Genomic DNA, 19,557 nt, shown 5'->3' with positions numbered 1-19,557 from the left:
ATTCATTTTTAAAAATCTTCGCTTAAAAGTTAAGTTTTAATATCTAGTATTAAGGCTATATAAAGATTATGTAAATCTAAATGATTTATATAGCATAATGATGGTGGGAATTGATAAAGTAAAAATTGAAGTAATTGAAATGAAGGTGTTTATATATGCAAATAAGAGTTATAGTACCTTGTTATAATGAAGGTGAAGTAATAGTAAAGACGTATGAACGATTGACTGAAATATTATCGAAAGATAGTCAGAATCATCATTATGACTATGATTTATTATTTGTAGATGACGGAAGTAAAGATAAGACCATTAATTATATTCAAGAGATGGCCACGAAAGATGAACATGTTAAATTTATTTCCTTTAGCCGTAATTTTGGTAAAGAATCAGCAATGATTGCTGGATATCAACATAGTGAAAATTGTGACGGCGTCATTATGATTGATGCAGATTTGCAACATCCACCTGAATTAATACCTCAAATGATAGAAGGGTATATGGATGGTTACGACCAAGTTATAGCCAAAAGAGATAGAACGGGTGAAAAGCAATCTAGAAAAATGATGACAAAAATTTATTATAAATTAATAAATCATTTTGTAGAAGATATTAAATTAGAAGATGGCGTTGGAGATTTTAGATTGTTAAGCCAACGTGCAGTACAATCTTTGACCCAATTAGATGAATATAATAGATTTTCTAAAGGACTGTACGAATGGATAGGCTATAATACCAAAGTCTTTACCTATGAAAATGTTGAGCGTGAAGATGGAGAATCTAAATGGTCATTTAGTAAATTATTAAATTATGGCATTGACGGTCTGATTTCATTCAACAATAAACCCTTACGTGCAATGATTTATCTTGGTCTAATTGTATTCTTTATTAGTTTGTTATATATCGGTTATATCTCTGTAGGTATTATGATCAGAGGTGTTGAAACACCTGGTTATTTCTCTACAATTGCTGCCATATTATTGCTTGGCGGTATCCAACTCATTTCAATAGGGATTGTCGGTGAATATATCGGCCGTATATATTACGAAGTAAAACAACGACCAAAATATATTGTACAGGCTTCTAATTTCAAATGTGCTCATGAAACAAATCATCAAAATATCACCCAAGATATCAATGATGATGTAGGAAGCAGTGAGCGTAGAAAGTCTTCAAAAACACAAGATACAAAGAAAAAAGAACTCATTAAAAATAGATGAATTTTAATGGTCCTTGATTAAAATACTATGAATTTATAAAAGACAAAGTAATAAGTAAGCGTCCGAGACAATTGTTATGTCTCGGACGCTTTTGCCTCGGCAGCCACAAAATATCGAGTAGATTTTTGTGAGCCAGCCCATATTAATTTTAGTAAATCATTATAATTCATTATGGTTGATTATTTTTTACGTAATTTACCGAAAATGAATGAAACGACTGCAACTAAAATGATTGTACCGATTAATGCTGGGAAAATTGCAATGCCACCTAAGTGCCAACCCCAGTCACCAAAAATCCATGAACCTAATGCTGCACCTACGATACCAGCAATAATATTACCTAAAATCCCACCTGGGATATCTTTACCAACGATGCCACCAGCTATCCAGCCGATTAAGCCACCGACAATTAACATAAGTATAAAGCCAAACATAATTTAACCTCCTTTAAGAAATCATTTAACTGTTTATTTATACCACAAAATATAATATGTTAATCATTTATGTGAAAAAAATATATTCTGCCATAATAAGAAAAATACAAATAGCAAATGAACTATAATAAAGGCATACCAGTAAGGTGTTAATAGCATCATTATCGTAAAAGCACCAATCATACATATTTGACCTATTAGAATTGGGTGCTTGATACGTTGTAATAGCTTAAGTTGCTCTTTTTCATTTGGCTGAAAAGTACTATAGAAAAGTAAGATTGCGCCAATTAGGAAAATAGCAGGGGCTAAGTATGGAATAGACATATAATACGAGTCATGGCTAGTGCTATATGTAAGGATTAATGATGTACTCATGATAATTGTTAAAATAACTGCAATGAATTTTTGATCTGTAATTTTATAAGCAGTTATCTTACGATTTAAATAAAGTTGTAATAAAGTCCAAATAAATAATTGTGTAATTGTATAAAAGGCGATGTAATCATATTCACCGACTAAAAATAAATTAATAATACCGTTGAGTGTTATTGCAATCAGTATAGAGCTAAACTTTAGTTGTTTGAAATTCTGACGATATAAATCAATGCCGAGCACAATTAATACCGTAGCTATATTTATAATTATATTAATTAGCATGATGCTCTCCTAACCTAGATACTTCACTGCAACATTATATCAATTAAGTGAAAGTTAATCATTTAATTACATAATTTCTTCAAAGTATCATCATTCAAATGTGATCAAAAATGATGTTAAATGCATAATAAAAATAATTTTACAGTGATGACCAACTATATATTTTTGCATCACTAAAAAGCGATTCGTTATATAGACAAAGAGCATTATACAACGGATCGCATAGATTACACAATTTAAACACCTTTTTTGTTACTCCAAAGCAATGTGTGTAATTGAGGTAGAACATATACATTGTTCATATCGCTACTGACCATTACGCGGTCTACTAGCGTTTCATATAGCGTTAATAACTTTTTAGTGTGTGATTCTACGTATTCACCATCTAAGTAAGGGTTACCTACTTGTAAGTAAAAAGGGATAGTAGGGTATCTGTGATGGATCTTTTTAGCAAATTCATAATCTTCGTCATCGAAAATAACAACTTTTAGATTTAGTGATTCTGGTACACATTGTTCAATGACTTCGTCTAATATAGGTAAGTTTGGTTTCATTTTTGAACTTGGTGGTTTGGGGCTGATCGTTAAGTCATCTATTTGAGTCATCCACGGTTGAAACTTACTACCTTGTGTTTCTAAAGCACTTTGTATGTGTTTTTCATCAAACAAATCAACTAATTGTTGGATACCTTTGATTAAGGCAGGATTACCGCCAGAAATTGTCACGTGGTTAAAAGAGTCTCCAGCAATGTCGTATAAAGCATCATAAATTTCTTCAGCAGTCATCATACGAATATCTTCTTTAGCACTACCGTCCCAAGTAAAACTAGAATCACACCAACTACAACGGTAATCACAGCCGGCAGTTCGAACAAACATAGTCTTGCGGCCTATGACACGACCTTCACCTTGAATGGTTGGACCGAATATTTCTAGTACAGGTATTTTACTCATGATTACGTTGCTCCTTTGGTCTATATACGACATAGCTTGTCGGCGTTTCTCTTACGTAGACTTGTACACATTTAGGTTGATTATTGCGTTGGTTTAAAGATCTTTGAACCATTTCATATATAGTTTGAGCTACAATTTCAGTAGAAGGGCTTTTTCCTTCGAATTGTGGTAAATCATTAAGTAAATGGTGATCAAATTGGCCGTGAACTAATTGCTTTAGCTCGCTAAAATTCACTAAAAAACCATTGTGATCTAATGAATCGCCAACAATTGTTAAATTTACAAAATAAGTATGACCATGTGTGCGCATGCATTTGCCTGCATCGTCACTTGGTATATAATGCGCTGCAGAAAAATTAAAGTCTTTGTTTAGTTCGAAAGTATATGGATGTTGTACGCTAGGATAATTTTGTTGGAACATAATTAATTCTCTCCTTTTTCAGCTAAATACGTATTTAAACCGTGCGCTCTTAATTCGCAAGCAGGGCATTCTCCACAGCCTTCACCAACGATGCCGTTATAGCAAGTAAGCGTGTTGTAACGAATGTAGTCTAGTGCTCCGAGTTCATCACTTAATGCCCAGGTTGCTTTTTTATCTAACCACATTAAAGGCGTATGAATTACAAAATCTTTATCCATGGAAAGTGATAACGTTACATTCATTGATTTAATAAAACTATCTCTACAATCAGGGTACCCTGAAAAGTCTGTCTCGCATACACCGGTAATGATATTTTTTGTGTTTGTTTGGTATGCTAAGGCACCAGCAAAAGATAAAAACAGTAAATTTCTTGCAGGAACAAATGTATTAGGTATACCATCTTCTCCTACTTTAATATCCATATCATGTTGTGTAAGTGCATTAGGTGTTAGTTGTGAAAGTAAAGACATATCCAAGATGTGGTGCTTAACGTGTTGTTCTTCTGCAATTCGTTTTGCTACTTCAATTTCTGTATCGTGTCTTTGGCCATATGCAAATGTAACTAGTTCTACACTTTCAAAATATTTTTTAGCCCAAAATAAACAAGTCGTACTATCTTGTCCGCCACTAAATACTACGATAGCCTTGTTATTATCTAAAGATTGTTGCGTCATATTGCTTGCACTCCTTCATATTGTCAAACTAGCTGTTATAACTCATGCTATGACGGCATAAAAAAACGTCCATCTCTATAAAAAAGACAGACGAAAATCATGTGTCTAGTTTTTTATAGAGGGTATCAGCTAGGAACCTCTTTGTATTCATTTATAACGTGATTTAGAATAATATATTTAAACTGTAAAATCAAGTTAATATTTGTGATAATAAGTATAACAGAATAACGAAGATATTTAAAAAGAGGCGACGAAATGATACTAATTATAGATAATAAAGATTCGTTCACTTATAACATCGTAGATTATATTAAGCAAAGTTATCGAGGGCAAGTTGAGGTTATTGATGTAGAAACGGTGACAAATGAACGAATTCATTTACATCAACCCGATGCAATTGTAATTTCACCGGGGCCAGGTTCTCCTGAGGACTATCCAATATTAAATGAAGTAATTCAAACATTTTCAACAGAGGGGCCTATATTAGGCGTTTGTTTAGGGTTTCAACAAATTGTGACTTATTTCGGTGGAAATATAGTAAAAAGTGATAAACCTATTCATGGTCATACAACACGCATAAAACATAATGGCATAGGTATCTTTGATGGTTTGCCAGAATCATTCGATGTGATGCGTTATCACTCTTTAAAAGCGGAGCAATCATCCTTTCCAGAAACATTAACTGTGACAGCTACGAATTATCAAGACATTATAATGGCTGTGGAACATAAATTTTTACCTATTTATGGAGTACAATACCATCCAGAATCCATATTAAGTGAATATGGTCTTAAACAGATTCGAATATTTATAGATATAGTGGAGGCCTACCATGCAAATACACTTTAATTATCGTTACATAACTGATGAAACGACGCATGAGACGTATCGTTATTTATTCACGCAATGTATTGCTAAAAAAATGGCATATACAATAGAAGAAGTCGGTGATATCGTGTGCTTTGCAGAAAGTTATCAAAATGATGGCTACTATGTAGCCTTATATTTACCTTATGAAGCGGCAACTTACTTCAATAAAGACATGGCAACAGTGCCGACTGAAGAAAATTATGTATACGCGGCAGCATATGTTTTTGAAAATACATCAGAAACTGAAAATGACCTTGAGGATACGATATATCAACAACAATGTAGCTTCCAATTCCAATTAAATAGAGCTGAACTTATCAAACATATTCGGACGATACAATCAGCTATTGTGGAGGGAAACACTTATCAAGTAAATTATACAACGAGATTAGTAGATTCAATTCATCATTCTATAGCAACATTATACTATCATCTATTAAATGATAATCACGGCTTTTATTCAGCGCTTATTGAAACTGATGAGTTACAGGTTGCTTCATTATCACCAGAATTATTCTTCCAACGAGGACCATTTAAAGCAGCTGAAGATATATTGTTAAGTAAACCCATGAAAGGTACGATGCCAAGAGGTAGTAATGAAACAGAAGATAGGAATAATCTAAACACTTTAAGTCACTCAAGCAAAGATAGGGCAGAAAATGTAATGATTGTAGATTTACTACGTAATGACATGAGTCGAATTGCAGAAACTGGCAGTGTTCATGTATATAAACCGTTTCACATCGAACCATATCCAACAGTATTTCAAATGACATCAATGATTACCGCCACTTTACGTAAAGATACAAGTTTAAATCAGATACTAAGTGCATTATTCCCTTGTGGTTCAATTACAGGTGCCCCAAAACTTAATACGATGAACTATATAAAAGCATTAGAACAAACACCACGAAATATTTACTGCGGTGCGATTGGCTTATTACTTCCAGATGGTAAATCAATATTTAATGTGCCGATTCGAACAATACAATACTTAAATAACCAAGCCATTTATGGAGTCGGTGCAGGTATTACAATTGACTCTATACCTGAGCAGGAAGTTCAAGAATTTATAGACAAAACAAAGATATTGGAGGGATTATAATGCAACTTTTTGAAACGATGAAATTAGAGTCAGGTTTGTTCCCAAGAATTTCTTATCATAAAAAAAGAATAAAAAACGCTTCTGAACAATTAGGGTTTTTGTTTGATGAGTCGACTTGGTCAGAGCTTACAACATCAATTAGTGAACAATATGCAACGGGTGTTTATCGCATAAAAATTTTGTTGAATAAAGATGGAACAATGCATTACGTTGCAGCCCCTTTACCAGAAAAGTCAACATTTACAGCAAAGCTGATACCCTTAACGGCTGATGTGAATAAACAAGTCGTAGTTCACAAGACGACACAAAGAGCACATTTAGAGCATAATCATCAAACTGATCTTGTTCTATTATATAATGAAGAAGGTAAAATATTAGAATTTGATATAGGGAATATAATGATAAGAGAAGGCGGCCATTACTACACACCATTTTATAATGAAGATTTTTTACGTGGCTGTATGCGTCAAGAATTATTAGATAAAGGTGAGTTAATAGAAAAAGATTATGATATAAATGAATTAAAAGATAAAATAAACAGTAATATGATACAGATTTTTCTAATAAATAGTTTGCGAGAGGTTGCCGAGGTAGAAATTTATCTATAGAATATAGAAAGTATAAACATGGCGTCATTGATAGCGCATACGCAATTTAAAATAATCAAATTTTATAAACAGAATAGTAAAGACAAAATTTATAAACAGTGAGTGAGGCAAAATGATGATCTTGGTTTGGGCATTTACAATTATTATAATTTCTGTGCTTACCAAATGGGGCGTAAATCAATTGTTGAAACGGCAATGTGTTTATTTAACACGTTTCGTCATTACAGTATCCTGCATATTTCAATTTATATTTGTCTATTTCCTAGTAAAAGAACTCGTATATTATTTGATACAAGCATTTGATGTATTTTATCGTTAGTAACAATTTATGAGGTGAAACTATGAAGATATATAGTCAAGGAGACCAAGCAATAGTGGTTTCTATAGAAAAAGAAGTCTCTAAAGATTTGACTGAAGATCTGTTAGCTTTGAAAAAATATTTATCAGACAAACAGTATCCTTTTATAACAGAAATTGTACCTACAGAATCAGACATGATGATTTGTTATGATGCAAGGGACATGATTAAACATCATCATATTCAATCTCCATTTTTATATATGAAAGCATTAATGCAAACGGTACAAATGGAAATTAAGCATGAAGAAGAAATAGTTGAACCTATTGAAATTCCAGTCGTGTATGGTGGGAAATATGGCCCTGATTTAGACGTTTTACTAACTTATTATAAAATGGATTTCGAAAAATTTGTGAAATTACATACGGAACAAAATTATTTTGTGTCGATGATGGGCTATACACCAGGATTTCCTTATTTAACCGGCATGAATAAGCGTTTATTTGTAAATCATACAGGTGGGAAAAAGACATTTATTCCTGCGGGTTCTGTAATTATTGAAGGTAAAAAGACAGGAATCACTACAACAGATACACATGGTGATTGGCTAGTGATAGGGTATACACCTATTCGATTGTTTAATCCGGAATTAGAAAATTTCACAAAATTAAAATTAGGAGATAATGTTAAATTTTGTGCGATTCAAGAGGAAGCGCTGGATTTAGGAGGGTTTCAACCATGTCAATCATAATAGAAGGTGAAGGGCTATTTTCAAGTTTTCAAGATTTTGGTCGTAAAGGATATGAACACGATGGTGTTATCCCTGGTGGTGCTTTAGATCCTCTATCTCATGAAATAGCAAATAGACTTGTGGCTAATGATAAGAATGAAGCTACTTTAGAAATGACAAATAGAATGGCGAGTTTTCGTTTTACTGAACCGACGCTTATTGCATTGAGCGGAGGGAGTTTTAAAGCTAAAACTGAACATATGAAAGTGCTCCCCAATAAGTTGTATTTGATGGAAAAAGGTGATGTACTTGTGTTTACAGAAACGAATCGTACATCCAGAGTATACTTGGCAGTAGGCGGTGGATTTGAACTTAATGAATGGTTAGGGTCAACTTCAACGGACTTTAAGTCGAAAATTGGTGGTTTCCATGGTCGTAAACTACAAAAAGGTGACGAAGTTAACATGAAACGAGACTACACTGAGCGTCATCATAAATTATTTGAAAACTTAAAAGAAACACATCAAACAGATTGGGGAATTGATGGTTACGCGTTATCTTTCAATTATATGTCAGATGTTTTTCATGTAATAAAGAATAAAGGAACAGAAGATTTTAAACCTAAAGTATTGAATCGATTTACTTCTGGAGAATATAAAGTGACAAGTAAAGCAAATAGAGTTGGCATGTATCTAGAAGGAGAACCTGTAAAAGCTTTTTACGAAGACATGCCAGAACATCAATCAGTACAAATCGGTACGATACAAGTAAAACGAGATGGCACACCGATTATTTTATTAAATGATCATTATACTTTAGGCAGCTACCCACAAATTGGGACGATTGCAAGTTATCATTTAACAAAACTAGGTCAAAAACATCAAGGAACTAAATTGAAATTTCAATTTATAGATGTGGAAAGCGCGGAGAAGAATTTAATCAAATATACAAACTGGTTGAATCAGTTATTTCACGGCATTGAATATAGAATGCAATTAGAGATGTTGAAATAGCCAGTATATATAAATAATTGAAAGCAGTAACGCCAAATATATGTCTAGGTTTTGGGTTGCTGCTTTTTTCTATTTTCTTCCTTTAAATTTTGGGGTGATTTCAAATATATAAGTGCATAGAAGTTAGAGCGTGTATTAGCTAAATTGCTAATACGACCATAGTCCGATTAATATACTATCCAATAAAGATATAATTAAAAAACATATAAATACTTAATAGTAAGTTAATGACCGTTTAACAAGGCGTTAATAAAGCTTTTGTTTGATACCAAATCACATAAAAAAGTGTCTTTTTACTTGATATTTAGCTATGATTGCTTTATATTTATTAATTGAACTATGTGCGTTTTATTACGAACATATTACAAAATGATAAAAATTGTAAATATAATTTCAACTTATGATTATGAGTCATAAGGATTGGAATTAATATAGTCAAATATCAATGATTCATAATATAGATATCAAATAAAACTTAAAAATTGCAACATATGCATGCTTGTAACAGTGTACTTTAAATTAATGATTAAAGATGACACTAAAGCATGATTCTAAAACAATTTACCCAAGCCAATAACGACTTTCGTTTATTAGAGATATTAACATCGCTAATAAGTGTTATAAGATAGTAACTTTGCCACTTTTTATAAGGTTAGGTAAGCGTTCTAGCCTATATTAATTTATATCGGGGGATAAGAACATGAGTATACACAAAAAGAAATTAACTCTTTTTGGGTTTTTTATTTTAACGGTGCTAACAGTCACCTTAAAAACATATTTTTCATATTATGTTGATTTTTCTTTAGGCGTTAAAGGGTTAGTTCAAAACCTAATCTTGTTAATGAATCCATACAGTTTAATTGCACTAGTATTGAGTATTTTCTTGTTTTTCAAGGGTAAGAAAGCTTTTTGGTTCATCTTTATTGGTGGCTTTTTATTAACTTTCTTATTATACGCAAACGTTGTATACTTCAGATTCTTTTCTGACTTTTTAACATTCAGCACATTAAACCAGGTTGGGAATGTTGAATCAATGGGTGGAGCGGTAACAGCTTCATTCAAATGGTATGACTTCGTTTACTTTATAGATACTATTGTGTATCTGTTTGTTTTGATTTTTAAACAAAAATGGTTTGATAAGCGTGTATTTAGCAAAAAGTTTGTGCCAGTAGTAATGGCTGCGTCAGTTGCGCTATTCTTCTTAAACTTAGCATTTGCTGAATCAGATCGCCCAGAATTATTAACACGTACATTTGACCATAAATATTTAGTTAAATATTTAGGGCCGTATAATTTCACTGTATATGATGGTGTTAAAACAGTTCAAAATAACCAACAAAAAGCGTTGGCTAATGAAGATGATTTAACTAAGGTATTGAATTATACGAAACAAAAGCAAACCGAACCCAATAAAGAATATTTCGGTGCTGCTAAAAAGAAAAATGTTATTAAAATTCATTTAGAAAGTTTCCAAACTTTCTTAATAAATAAAAAAGTAAATGGTGAAGAAGTTACACCATTCTTAAATAAACTCTCGTCTGGTAATGAAGGATACAGATATTATCCAAACTTCTATCATCAGACAGGACAAGGTAAAACATCGGATTCAGAGTTTACTATGGATAACAGCTTGTTTGGTTTACCACAAGGTTCAGCCTATTCATTAAAAGGCGATAACACTTACCAATCACTACCTGCTATACTAGATCAACAGCAAGGTTATACGTCTAGTGTTATGCATGGTGACTACAAAACATTCTGGAACCGTGACCAAGTTTACAAACACTTTGGCGTAGATAAATTCTACGATGCAACTTATTACGATATGTCTGAAGAGAATCTTGAAAACTTAGGTCTTAAAGATAAAGAGTTCTTTAAAGAATCAGCAGATTATTTAGCAAAAGAAAAAGAACCATTCTATAGTCATTTAATTACGTTAACTAACCACTATCCATTCACTGTGAAACCAGAAGATGCATCAATTGACAAACCAAACACAGGCGATTCAACAGTAGATGGTTATGTACAAACAGCAAGATACCTTGATGAATCATTAGAAGAGTTTGTCAATGAACTGAAGAAAAAAGGTATATATGATGATTCAGTAATAATGATTTATGGTGACCACTATGGTATTTCTGAAAACCATAATAAAGCAATGGAAAAATTATTAGGTGAAGAAATTACACCTGCTAAATTCAACGACTTAAACCGTACAGGTTTCTGGTTGAAAATTCCTGGTAAGGAAGGTACTGTAGATAAAACTTATGCAGGACAAGCTGATGTAATGCCTACATTATTACACTTAATGGGTATCGATACGAAGAACTATTTAATGATGGGTACAGATTTATTATCAAAAGATCACAATGATACAGTACCATTTAGAAATGGTGACTTTGTAACAAAAGATTATAAATATGTTAATGGTAGAATTTATGATAATAAGAATAATGAACCTATGACAGAAAAACCTAAAGACTTTGATAAGCGTAAACAACAATCTGAGAAAGATTTACAAATGAGTGATGATGTCCTCAACGGTGATTTATTGAGATTCTATGATAATCCCGATTTCGATAAAATTAAGCCTTCAGATTATGAATACAAATCAGGGCCAAAAGGACAAGAGAAAAAATAAATAAAAATACCGACGATTCTATTTTAGAGTCGTCGGTATTTTTTATTTATTATAGATACCTACTGGAGATAGTTTGTTCTAATGTGATCATAAAATAAGAGGTGTTGACTATGCTATGCTTTGTATATTGCTTAAAGAGTCAAATTGAGAAACGTTTGACATTTTAAGCGTAAGAAAAAGCCCGGGACATTAATATATGTCTCGGGCTGTTAAATTATGTCGCCTTGTGTAATGTTTAATTTGAAAAATAATAACATCAAATCGTATAGTTTGTCCTTATCCAAGTGCAACATCTAAGATCATCATAATAGTGAAACCTAGCATGAGACTCATTGTTGCAAGGTCAGTATTATTACTAGCTTGAGAATCAGGAATAAGTTCTTCAACAACTACAAATATCATTGCGCCTGCAGCAAAAGCAAGGGCATACGGTAACATTGGAGTAACAATCAATACAGCAGCTGCACCAATTGTAGCAAATATAGGCTCAACAATAGCAGACGCTTGACCATAGTTAAATGCTTTCCATCTAGAAGCGCCAGCTGCTCTTATTGGCATAGACAAGGCTGCTCCTTCAGGAATGTTTTGGATACCAATTCCTATAGCTAAACCAAGGGCTCCTAAAAATGTAGCTTGCCCATTGCCAGCCACGATACCACCGAAGGCAACACCAATAGATAAACCTTCGGGTATATTGTGTAGCGTTATAGCTAAAACGAGTAACGTATTCTTATTGAGTTTTTTGGTACCTACACCTTCTTGATATTGGTTTGTGTCTTGGGTGTTTGGGTGTATGTGTGGGATAACTAAATCTAGTGCACGAATAAATACTCCGCCCAATAGAAAACCGATAGCAGCTGGTAACCATGGTAATGATGTACCTTCGCCATAATTAATAGCTGGTTGTAAGAGTGACCAAAAGCTAGCTGCAATCATTATACCTGCAGCGAAACCTTGCATTGAATTTAAAATCTTATCATTTACTCTCTTAAAAATAAAAACAGCTGCAGCTCCTAATGCAGTAAGTAGCCATGTAATAATACCTGCTATTAATGCTTGGATATAAGGAGGCAAGTTTTGGAAAAATTCCGACATAAGCATTGCTCCTTTGTATCATTTGAGTTAAAAAAGGTGTATAATATGTAGAACTGAAATTAAGTTTAACAGAAATAATTATAATTTTCGATATTAAAAAGGATGTTGGGCAATGGAAGCATACAAAATTGAACATTTACATAAATCATATGCCGATAAAACCATTTTTGATAATTTGCAGTTGTCAATTTCTGAAGGTGAAAAAATAGGACTTGTAGGTATAAATGGTACGGGTAAAAGTACATTATTGAAAGTAATCGCTGGATTGGATGAAGACTTTGAAGCAGAAGTATCACATCCAAATGCTTATCGCATCCGATATTCTTCTCAAAAACATGATTTTAATCAAAATATGACGGTGTTTGAAGCGGTATTAACTTCAGAAACTGAAACGATTAAGGTTATTAGAACGTATGAAAATGCTTTGGCGCAATATACAGCTACCCAAAGTGATGAAGATTTTCAAAAAATGATGCAAGCGCAAGAAGCAATGGATAATTATCAAGCATGGGATTATAGCGCTGAAATTAAAACGATTCTTTCTAAATTAGGTATCTATGATATAAACAAGGAAGTGAGTGAACTTTCAGGAGGTCAACAAAAACGTGTTGGTTTAGCTAAAACGCTTATCGAACAACCTGATTTATTACTATTAGATGAACCAACAAACCATTTAGATTTTGAATCAATCAATTGGCTAATTAACTATGTGAAACAATATCCGCATACAGTATTATTTATCACACATGATCGTTATTTCCTAAATGAAGTATCCTCGCGTATTATTGAATTAGATAGAGGTAAGCTTACTACCTATGTAGGGAATTACGAAGATTATATAGCTCAACGAGCAGAAAACGAAATTATAGAACAAAAACAACAAGCGAAACAGCAATCCTTGTATAAGAAAGAACTTGAATGGATGCGTGCTGGTGTTAAGGCGCGTACGACTAAACAGCAAGCTCGTAAAAATAGATTTAATGACCTAGAGCAAGATGTCAAAAATCAACACCAACAAGAGAAAGCATCTTTAAACCTTGCTTATTCTAGGTTAGGAAAACAGGTCTTTGAATTAGACGGCTTAACGAAGCGTATTAACCAAAAAACTTTATTTGAAGATATAACTCAAATTATCCAAAGTGGGCAACAAATTGGTATTGTTGGTCCTAATGGTGCAGGTAAAACAACGTTACTGAATATCCTAAATGGTGAAGATAAAGATTTTGAAGGTGAGCTTAAAATCGGTCAAACGGTAAAAGTCGCCTATTTTAAACAAACTGAAGAACGGCTAGATCGTGATATAAGAATGATTGATTATTTGAGAGAAGAAAGTGAAGTTGCTAAAGAAAAAGATGGCACGTCGGTATCTATCACTCAATTACTCGAAAGATTCTTATTTCCAAGTGCAACTCATGGTAAAAAGATTTATAAATTATCAGGTGGAGAGCAAAAAAGGTTATACCTTTTAAGATTATTGGTACACCAACCGAATGTACTTCTGCTAGATGAGCCAACAAATGATTTAGACACAGAAACACTAACAATTCTTGAAGATTATATTGAAACGTTCGGTGGCGCCGTCATCACAGTTAGCCACGATAGATATTTCTTAAATAAAGTAGCGCAAGAGTATTGGTATATTCATGATGGTCAAATGGAGCGCATCATAGGTACTTTTGAAGATTATGAAGCTTACAAAAAGGAACAACATCAGTTAAACGAGCAAAAACGTCAACAACCTAAAGTTAAACAACAATCTGACAAGAAAAAGAGAAAAGGTTTATCTTTTAAAGAAAAACAAGAGTATGAAATGATTATCGAACGTATTGATACAACTGAAGAACGATTAGAAACTATAGAAAAAGAGATGATTGAGGCAACCTCTGATTATGCCAAGATTAAAGAACTAAGTGAAGAACAACGAAGATTAAATGCGTTGTATGAAGAAGATATTGCAAGATGGAGCGAACTTGAAGAACAAAAAGAACAATGAGGGATTTTATAACATGGAGTCAACTTTATCGCATTATTTTGGCTATGACACATACCGTCCTGGTCAAAAAGAAATCATATCAAAAGTATTAGATCATCAAAATGTGCTCGGCGTTTTACCTACCGGTGGGGGAAAATCAATTTGTTATCAAGTACCAGGATTAATGTTGGGTGGCACAACAATTGTAATCAGCCCATTAATCTCATTGATGAAAGACCAAGTTGATCAATTAAAGGCCATGGGTATTCGTGCAGCATATTTAAATAGTAGTTTAACCCAAAAGCAGCAAAAAGAAATTGAAACACAATTAAGAAATGGTGAAATTCAATTCTTATATGTTGCACCAGAACGTTTTGATAATGCTTATTTTATTAGCTTATTACAACAACTATCAATTCATTTAGTTGCTTTTGACGAAGCGCACTGTATTTCTAAATGGGGTCATGACTTTAGACCAAGTTATCAAGATGTAATCCATAAAGTATTTGCATTACCACAAGACTTTACGATTGTTGCACTAACTGCAACAGCAACTATTGAAGTACAAAAAGACATCATGGAACGTTTGAATATAGGGAAAAATGATGAGGTGAAAACGAGTACAAAAAGACGAAATCTCGTGTTTCAAGTCAATCCTACTTATCAGCGTCAAAAATTTGTGATGGAGTATGTAAAGCAACATAAAAAGGCAGCAGGCATTATCTACTGCTCTACACGTAAACAAGTTGAAGAATTACATGAAGCTTTAAGGAGTAATGATATCAACAGCACGATTTACCATGCTGGATTAACAAATAAAGAACGTGAAGCAGCGCAAAATGATTTTGTGTATGATCGTGTACGAGTTGTTGTCGCAACGAACGCTTTTGGTATGGGTATAGATAAATCCAATGTGAGATTTGTTATACATTATAATATGCCTGGTGATTTAGAATCATATTATCAAGAAGCGGGACGTGCCGGTCGTGATGGCTTGAACAGTGACTGTATCTTATTATTTAGTGAACGAGACATTGGGTTACATCAATATTTTATTTCATCGTCAAAAGCCGATGATGACTACAAAGATAAAATGGGTGAAAAATTAACGAAAATGATTCTCTATACTAAAACGAAAAAATGTTTAGAGGCGACTTTAGTTCATTATTTTGAACCGAATGAAAAACTTGAAGAATGTGAGCAATGTAGTAATTGCGTCATTGAGAATAAGACTTATAATATGACAGATGAAGCGAAAATGATTGTAAGTTGTATTGCTCGTATGAAACAAAAAGAGAGCTATAGTGTCATTATACAGGTGTTAAGAGGCGAAGATTCTGATTACATTCGTTATTGTGATTATAACGAATTATCAACACATGGCATTATGCAAAATTACACAACGTCAGAACTTAGTCATTTGATAGATGAATTGAGATTTAAAGGATTTTTAAATGAACACGATGAGATTTTAACGTGTGATCAATCTGTTAAGGATTTGCTCGGTGGGCAAATTGAAATATTTACAACGCCATTCAAACGTAAAACAAGAGAAAAAGTAAATATAAATACGGTAGAAGGCGTGGACCGTGCATTATTTGACGAATTAATTGGTGTCCGTAAAGAATTAAGTGAGAGTTTGAGTATACCACCTGTTAGCATTTTCTCAGATTTTACACTAGAAGAATTTGCTAAAAGAAAACCAGAAACAAAGCAAGAAATGATTTTAATTGAAGGTGTAGGTAGTTATAAATTAAAACATTATTGCCCGATGTTTTTGGAAAAAATTCAATCATATAAATCTAAAATTTAATAGAATCAAGCAACTGATATGTGTGAAACCCAGCAATAGAACGAGTCACTTATACGCTATTAAGTTGCTAACGACGGTATGTGCACTAAAAATATGGTTTCCTTGTAGCCTAACGTTTACGACTATCTTATTAATAAAAAATAGATAGTTCTCCGTCTGCTGATTATCATAAATGAATAACAAGTAAACTAAAATTATCAAGCGAAGTTAATTTGACAATAATTAATATACTATGCAAAATCATAAGTCATAGATATAATTTTATTTCGAATTAACTTCGCTTTTTTAAAATGATTAGAATAATGACTTGTTAGTTAAATACTATGAATAAATTAATTGAATTATACATAAAATCAATATAAATAGGGAATATGTCATTTGATTGAAAATCTAATTTTTTGTTAAATGAATATACGATAATGAAGGTGACAAAGTGATAGAATTTAAGAATGTAGTTAAACGCTACGGTGATAAAGTAGCTGTTGATGATATTAGTTTTAATATTAAAGAAGGGGAATTCTTTGTTTTAATCGGGCCGTCAGGTTGCGGTAAAACGACTACGTTAAAAATGATAAATCGATTAATTTCTCTTTCTGAAGGTTATATTTATTTTAAAGATAAACCGATAAGTGATTATCCAATATATGAAATGCGTTGGGATATTGGCTATGTTTTACAACAAATTGCATTATTCCCGCATATGACAATTAAAGAGAATATTGCACAAGTGCCACAAATGAAAAAATGGAAAGATGAAGATATAGACCAACGTATTGATGAATTAATGGATATGGTAGGACTAGAACCTGAAATATATAAAGATCGTAAACCCGATGAACTCTCTGGTGGTCAACAGCAACGTGTAGGGGTTATTCGTGCACTGGCAGCTGATCCGCCAGTCATTTTAATGGATGAACCATATAGTGCCCTAGACCCAATTAGCCGTGAAAAATTACAAGATGATTTAATAGAGCTACAACAAAAAATCAAAAAAACAATCATATTTGTAACTCATGATATTCAAGAAGCAATGAAGATGGGTGACCGCATATGTTTGTTGAATAAAGGACATGTAGAACAAATAGACACACCAGAAGGTTTTGTTACAAATCCTAAAAATAACTTTGTTAAACAATTTATGGGTGACAAATTAAACCGATCAGTTAATGAATTAAAACTTTCCGAAATAATAGATCAGCTATCTATCCAAGAAGGAGAGACAAAAGAAGGTTATCCAATCGTTGAAAGTAATTTATATGTTAAAGACGTATATACAGATTTGATAGACAATGAGGCCGTTATTATTAATGATTCAGCTACCTCAACACAGCGCGTGTTGAAACGACAAGATATTTTTCAAATTTTGTCAGAGCGTAAAGGAGGTCATAATGAATGAATACCTTCATTAATACACTTTTAGAGCGTAGAGGACAATTAATAACAACAATATTTGAACATATACAATTATCTTTTATAGCACTTTTGATTGCAGCACTAATTGGTGTGCCGCTAGGTATATTTTTAACAAAAACACGTAAACTTTCCGAAATTGTTATGAATATCGCGGCAATACTTCAAACAATACCTTCATTAGCATTGTTAGGGCTAATGATACCGTTGTTTGGTATAGGTAAAGTTCCGGCGGTTATAGCGTTAGTTGTATATGCATTGTTACCAATTTTAAGAAATACATATACTGGTATTAATGAAGTAGATGCATCATTAGTTGAAGCGGCAAAAGGTATCGGTATGAAACCGGGTAGAAGATTGACTAAAGTAGAATTACCAATTGCTATGCCAGTCATTATGGCTGGTATCCGTACGGCAATGGTATTAATTATTGGTACAGCTACATTAGCTGCCCTTATTGGTGCGGGTGGTTTAGGTGATTTAATTTTATTAGGAATTGATAGAAATGATTCATCCCTTATTTTAATTGGTGCCATCCCAGCGGCATTATTAGCTATTTTATTCGATTTAGTGTTACGTTTTATGCAAAAACTATCATATAAAAAACTTTTGGTGTCACTCAGTGCGATTGTTATTATTTTATTGTTAGTAATTATTGCACCATTGTTAGCTCAAAAAGGGGACAAAATTGTTTTAGCTGGAAAATTAGGTTCAGAGCCATCTGTAATAACTAATATGTATAAAATATTAATTGAAGAAGATACGGACAACACAGTAGAAGTTAAAGATGGCATGGGTAAAACTTCATTTCTTTTTAACGCGCTAAAATCTGATGACATCGATGGTTATTTAGAATTCACTGGCACAGTATTAGGAGAATTAACTAAAGAAGATTTAAAATCTAAGCAAGAAACAAAAGTATATAATCAAGCGAAATCTAGTTTGGAAGATAAATATGATATGACGATGTTGAAACCTATGAAATACAACAATACGTATGCATTAGCAGTGAAAAAAGATTTTGCTGAAAAACATAACATAAAAACAATTGGCGATTTGAATAAAGTAAGCGATGAGATTAAACCCGGCTTTACATTGGAATTTAATGATCGTGGAGATGGATATCCAGCTGTTAAAAAAGCCTACGATCTAGATGTAGGTGATGTGAAAACAATGGAACCCAAATTACGTTATCAAGCGGTCGAGAATGGAGATATTAATCTGATTGATGCTTATTCAACAGATGCCGAATTAAAACAATATGATATGGTTGTGTTGGAAGATGATAAACATGTGTTCCCTCCTTATCAAGGAGCGCCTATGTTTAAAACATCTTATCTGAAAGAACATCCTGAAATTAAAAAACCACTAAATCGCTTAGCTGGCAAAATTTCAGACGAAGATATGCAAGCTATGAATTATGATGTAACAGTGAAAAAGAAAGACCCATATAATGTTGCAAAAAATTATTTAGAGGAACATAATTTAATCGATAAATAAATATTAATAAGATAATATGAGGCTACTAACTTAGTATTTAAATATAATACTAAATTATGTGGTCTCATATTTTTTATCCTTATAAAATATAGGCTCTATAATGATGCATTGATTTTAGTCTGTTATAAGGTTTATAATAGTTACTA

At 32.7% G+C, this 19,557-nt stretch carries 17 protein-coding genes and 1 riboswitch; of the genes, 11 read left to right on the top strand and 6 right to left on the bottom strand.

What is annotated here, in order from left to right; all coding sequences use genetic code 11:
* Window positions 1-155: 155 nt before the first annotated feature.
* On the top strand, window positions 156-1,217 hold the full coding sequence (locus LG295_RS11010; protein WP_107530467.1) for a glycosyltransferase family 2 protein: 1,062 nt from the start codon (window positions 156-158) through the stop codon (window positions 1,215-1,217).
* A gap of 179 nt (window positions 1,218-1,396) precedes the next feature.
* On the opposite strand, the gene LG295_RS11005 is transcribed toward LG295_RS11010, so the two are convergent.
* The 5 genes from LG295_RS11005 to queC all read right to left on the bottom strand — a co-directional run bounded on the left by LG295_RS11005 (window position 1,397) and on the right by queC (window position 4,356).
* Complete coding sequence (locus tag LG295_RS11005; RefSeq protein ID WP_017722549.1) at window positions 1,397-1,651, bottom strand: GlsB/YeaQ/YmgE family stress response membrane protein; 255 nt, start codon at window positions 1,649-1,651, stop codon at window positions 1,397-1,399.
* Between the two features lie 63 nt (window positions 1,652-1,714).
* Window positions 1,715-2,308: a hypothetical protein gene (locus LG295_RS11000; protein WP_107530466.1), complete on the bottom strand. Its 594-nt coding sequence runs from the start codon at window positions 2,306-2,308 to the stop codon at window positions 1,715-1,717.
* A 236-nt stretch (window positions 2,309-2,544) separates the two neighbouring features.
* The gene (queE, locus tag LG295_RS10995; protein WP_107530465.1) at window positions 2,545-3,261 is read right to left on the bottom strand and encodes a 7-carboxy-7-deazaguanine synthase QueE; all 717 of its coding nucleotides are present in this window, start codon (window positions 3,259-3,261) and stop codon (window positions 2,545-2,547) included.
* Entirely contained in the window at window positions 3,254-3,682 is a 429-nt protein-coding gene (gene queD / locus LG295_RS10990; protein WP_107530464.1) for a 6-carboxytetrahydropterin synthase QueD, read from the bottom strand. Before queD ends, queE begins: the two co-directional genes overlap by 8 nt.
* A 2-nt stretch (window positions 3,683-3,684) precedes the next feature.
* Window positions 3,685-4,356, bottom strand: coding sequence for a 7-cyano-7-deazaguanine synthase QueC (gene queC / locus LG295_RS10985; protein WP_107530463.1), 672 nt, complete (start codon window positions 4,354-4,356; stop codon window positions 3,685-3,687).
* Window positions 4,357-4,455: 99 nt separating this feature from the next.
* A riboswitch (PreQ1 riboswitch) is annotated at window positions 4,456-4,502 on the bottom strand.
* Between the two features lie 109 nt (window positions 4,503-4,611).
* Between queC and LG295_RS10980 the strand changes: the two genes are divergently transcribed.
* The 6 genes from LG295_RS10980 (at window position 4,612) to ltaS (ending at window position 11,621) form a co-directional block, all read left to right on the top strand.
* Window positions 4,612-5,205, top strand: coding sequence for an aminodeoxychorismate/anthranilate synthase component II (locus LG295_RS10980; protein WP_107530462.1), 594 nt, complete (start codon window positions 4,612-4,614; stop codon window positions 5,203-5,205).
* Window positions 5,189-6,331, top strand: coding sequence for an aminodeoxychorismate synthase component I (gene pabB / locus LG295_RS10975; protein WP_318833078.1), 1,143 nt, complete (start codon window positions 5,189-5,191; stop codon window positions 6,329-6,331). The genes LG295_RS10980 and pabB overlap by 17 nt, the downstream gene beginning before the upstream one ends.
* Window positions 6,331-6,939, top strand: coding sequence for an aminotransferase class IV (locus LG295_RS10970; protein ID WP_107557892.1), 609 nt, complete (start codon window positions 6,331-6,333; stop codon window positions 6,937-6,939). Before pabB ends, LG295_RS10970 begins: the two co-directional genes overlap by 1 nt.
* A 341-nt stretch (window positions 6,940-7,280) precedes the next feature.
* Window positions 7,281-7,988 carry a 5-oxoprolinase subunit PxpB gene (gene pxpB / locus LG295_RS10965; protein WP_107530458.1) on the top strand — a complete coding sequence of 236 codons (708 nt, stop codon included), beginning with the start codon at window positions 7,281-7,283 and terminating at the stop codon, window positions 7,986-7,988.
* Window positions 7,976-8,980: a biotin-dependent carboxyltransferase family protein gene (locus LG295_RS10960; protein ID WP_107530457.1), complete on the top strand. Its 1,005-nt coding sequence runs from the start codon at window positions 7,976-7,978 to the stop codon at window positions 8,978-8,980. Before pxpB ends, LG295_RS10960 begins: the two co-directional genes overlap by 13 nt.
* 700 nt (window positions 8,981-9,680) lie before the next feature.
* Window positions 9,681-11,621 (top strand): polyglycerol-phosphate lipoteichoic acid synthase LtaS, encoded by a 1,941-nt coding sequence (gene ltaS, locus LG295_RS10955; RefSeq protein ID WP_107530456.1) that lies wholly within the window; start codon window positions 9,681-9,683, stop codon window positions 11,619-11,621.
* 276 nt (window positions 11,622-11,897) lie between these two features.
* Here the strand turns inward: ltaS and LG295_RS10950 are convergent, their stop codons facing one another.
* The gene (locus LG295_RS10950; RefSeq protein ID WP_039068777.1) at window positions 11,898-12,716 is read right to left on the bottom strand and encodes a ZIP family metal transporter; all 819 of its coding nucleotides are present in this window, start codon (window positions 12,714-12,716) and stop codon (window positions 11,898-11,900) included.
* Between the two features lie 112 nt (window positions 12,717-12,828).
* Between LG295_RS10950 and LG295_RS10945 the strand changes: the two genes are divergently transcribed.
* From LG295_RS10945 to LG295_RS10930, 4 genes are all read left to right on the top strand, one after another.
* Entirely contained in the window at window positions 12,829-14,709 is a 1,881-nt protein-coding gene (locus tag LG295_RS10945; protein ID WP_107557889.1) for an ABC-F family ATP-binding cassette domain-containing protein, read from the top strand.
* Between the two features lie 13 nt (window positions 14,710-14,722).
* Window positions 14,723-16,501: a DNA helicase RecQ gene (gene recQ / locus LG295_RS10940; protein ID WP_107557888.1), complete on the top strand. Its 1,779-nt coding sequence runs from the start codon at window positions 14,723-14,725 to the stop codon at window positions 16,499-16,501.
* A gap of 433 nt (window positions 16,502-16,934) precedes the next feature.
* Window positions 16,935-17,897, top strand: coding sequence for an ABC transporter ATP-binding protein (locus LG295_RS10935; protein WP_107530453.1), 963 nt, complete (start codon window positions 16,935-16,937; stop codon window positions 17,895-17,897).
* A complete protein-coding gene (locus LG295_RS10930; RefSeq protein ID WP_107530452.1) occupies window positions 17,894-19,411 on the top strand; it encodes an ABC transporter permease/substrate-binding protein in 1,518 nt (505 codons plus the stop codon). Before LG295_RS10935 ends, LG295_RS10930 begins: the two co-directional genes overlap by 4 nt.
* Window positions 19,412-19,557: the final 146 nt, after the last annotated feature.

Origin of the sequence: Staphylococcus pseudoxylosus, assembly GCF_044794325.1 — a bacterium.
In the GTDB taxonomy this organism is placed as follows: Bacteria; Bacillota; Bacilli; order Staphylococcales; family Staphylococcaceae; genus Staphylococcus; species Staphylococcus pseudoxylosus.
This window is presented reverse-complemented; position numbering and strand designations above follow the sequence as displayed.

Bases quoted from the DNA above. Each gene is read 5' to 3' on its own strand.
- LG295_RS11010 (WP_107530467.1), top strand. From the start codon at position 156: ATGCAAATAAGAGTTATAGTACCTTGTTATAATGAAGGTGAAGTAATA.
- LG295_RS11005 (WP_017722549.1), bottom strand. From the start codon at position 1,651: ATGTTTGGCTTTATACTTATGTTAATTGTCGGTGGCTTAATCGGCTGG.
- LG295_RS11000 (WP_107530466.1), bottom strand. From the start codon at position 2,308: ATGCTAATTAATATAATTATAAATATAGCTACGGTATTAATTGTGCTC.
- queE (WP_107530465.1), bottom strand. From the start codon at position 3,261: ATGAGTAAAATACCTGTACTAGAAATATTCGGTCCAACCATTCAAGGT.
- queD (WP_107530464.1), bottom strand. From the start codon at position 3,682: ATGTTCCAACAAAATTATCCTAGCGTACAACATCCATATACTTTCGAA.
- queC (WP_107530463.1), bottom strand. From the start codon at position 4,356: ATGACGCAACAATCTTTAGATAATAACAAGGCTATCGTAGTATTTAGT.
- LG295_RS10980 (WP_107530462.1), top strand. From the start codon at position 4,612: ATGATACTAATTATAGATAATAAAGATTCGTTCACTTATAACATCGTA.
- pabB (WP_318833078.1), top strand. From the start codon at position 5,189: ATGCAAATACACTTTAATTATCGTTACATAACTGATGAAACGACGCAT.
- LG295_RS10970 (WP_107557892.1), top strand. From the start codon at position 6,331: ATGCAACTTTTTGAAACGATGAAATTAGAGTCAGGTTTGTTCCCAAGA.
- pxpB (WP_107530458.1), top strand. From the start codon at position 7,281: ATGAAGATATATAGTCAAGGAGACCAAGCAATAGTGGTTTCTATAGAA.
- LG295_RS10960 (WP_107530457.1), top strand. From the start codon at position 7,976: ATGTCAATCATAATAGAAGGTGAAGGGCTATTTTCAAGTTTTCAAGAT.
- ltaS (WP_107530456.1), top strand. From the start codon at position 9,681: ATGAGTATACACAAAAAGAAATTAACTCTTTTTGGGTTTTTTATTTTA.
- LG295_RS10950 (WP_039068777.1), bottom strand. From the start codon at position 12,716: ATGTCGGAATTTTTCCAAAACTTGCCTCCTTATATCCAAGCATTAATA.
- LG295_RS10945 (WP_107557889.1), top strand. From the start codon at position 12,829: ATGGAAGCATACAAAATTGAACATTTACATAAATCATATGCCGATAAA.
- recQ (WP_107557888.1), top strand. From the start codon at position 14,723: ATGGAGTCAACTTTATCGCATTATTTTGGCTATGACACATACCGTCCT.
- LG295_RS10930 (WP_107530452.1), top strand. From the start codon at position 17,894: ATGAATACCTTCATTAATACACTTTTAGAGCGTAGAGGACAATTAATA.